Genomic DNA, 1,480 nt, shown 5'->3' on the forward strand with positions numbered 1-1,480 from the left:
ACCTAATTACGCACTTGATTTAGCCCAATACTTCATCTTATCATGTTTTAGGTTGAAATTAAGATGCGTTTACCCTGGTACATGACCTAGTTCATTATAAGTTGAAAGCTGACCTGAAAGTCCCAAGACCCCAAAGTGATAAAGCGAACGAAGAGGTGCAGGCAAGCTTCAAAAAAAAACTCTGTGAACTCATCAAAGTAATGATTAAATATTTCGGAAACTCCAAGCCTGTAAGGATATGGTGTCAGGATGAGAGTAGATTTGGATTGATTACTATGCAGGGCAGAATGATTACATTAAAGGGAGTAAAACCTATTGGCAAAAAGCAATGGAAACGAGGAAACTTTTATATTTATGGAGTCGTAGAGCCAGCCACTGGTGAACAATATTATCAAGAATTTGCTCAGCTCAATTACAACTGTTTTCAAGAGTTTTTAAATGGATTGGATCAAAAATACTCAGAGACTTTCAATCTAATTATCATGGATAATGGTAGTTTCCATAAAGCTCTATTATTAGACTGGGCTGACCATGTAATGCCAATATATTTACCTGCCTATAGTCCTGAATTAAATCCGATTGAAAGATTGTGGGAGCATATAAAAAAAGACCTAAAATGGGAAAATTATTCGAGTTTAGATAAACTCAAAGAACAGGTAAATACAATTATCAAATCTCTCACGAATGAAGAAGTTTTATCCCTCTGTGGTTGGGACTATATCCTTGAAGCTATATTAAGTGCAACTTCATAGTAAATTGGTATTATGCTTCGCCCAAAGCTCGCAATGACAAAAAACATTAACTTAACCGTATTGGTCTATAGAAAATGTGCTGTTTGTTATACTGATTGTTGGGAATCTTATTCATAACTGCTACCTTTTAAAACACACCAACCTGTAGGTAAAGAATCGGGAAAAACCTGTTATATTGAAAGACTTAATAATACTTTACGGCAGCGAGTTTCTCGTTTGGTTCCTAAAACCTTGTCTTTCTCCAAAAAACTACAACCCACATTCCGCAGTTCTGGCTTTGATGACTAAGGATTTTCATACCTTCACTGTAGGAAAAATATCTGTGCCTACCTTTTCTAATTTTAGTATCATTATTTTGCGATTTTGGCGAAATACAAGAAATTGGAATTCACAGATATTTCCTAATATATTCCTTCGGCAATATCTGAACTCATTCTCCCTAAATAAGACATCACAATTCCGGCAACATGAGTGTTCTGTTGCCAACAATTTGAATTTATTTAACTATATTCTCCGGTTTGTTTTCCGAGTTACCCATCTTCAACTATTAAATAATATTGACCGCAAACCTTTCCTAAATAATTTAATATCTCCCGACGTTCCTTTGTTAAGTTGCTTATTTGTTCGGCGCCATTTAGGTTTACTAAATGTCAATACGGTTTACTTAAGGGTTAGGAGGCTTTAAAATATTAAAAATAGGAGAATTAATTTTTATTCCAGTACCTCTG

Annotated in this window: 1 protein-coding gene and 1 pseudogene; both read left to right on the forward strand. The window is 34.7% G+C overall.

All coding sequences use genetic code 11. The annotated features are described in order from the left end of the window. Nucleotides 1-74: 74 nt before the first annotated feature. Nucleotides 75-752 carry an IS630 family transposase gene (locus QUB11_RS31125; RefSeq protein WP_333392564.1) on the forward strand — a complete coding sequence of 226 codons (678 nt, stop codon included), beginning with the start codon at nucleotides 75-77 and terminating at the stop codon, nucleotides 750-752. Nucleotides 753-815: 63 nt separating this feature from the next. Then, nucleotides 816-1,040: pseudogene (locus QUB11_RS31405) on the forward strand (IS1 family transposase); the annotation flags it as partial. Nucleotides 1,041-1,480: the final 440 nt, after the last annotated feature.

The organism is Microcoleus sp. B6-A1, from assembly GCF_036705085.1.
Taxonomy (GTDB): domain Bacteria; phylum Cyanobacteriota; class Cyanobacteriia; order Cyanobacteriales; family Microcoleaceae; genus Microcoleus.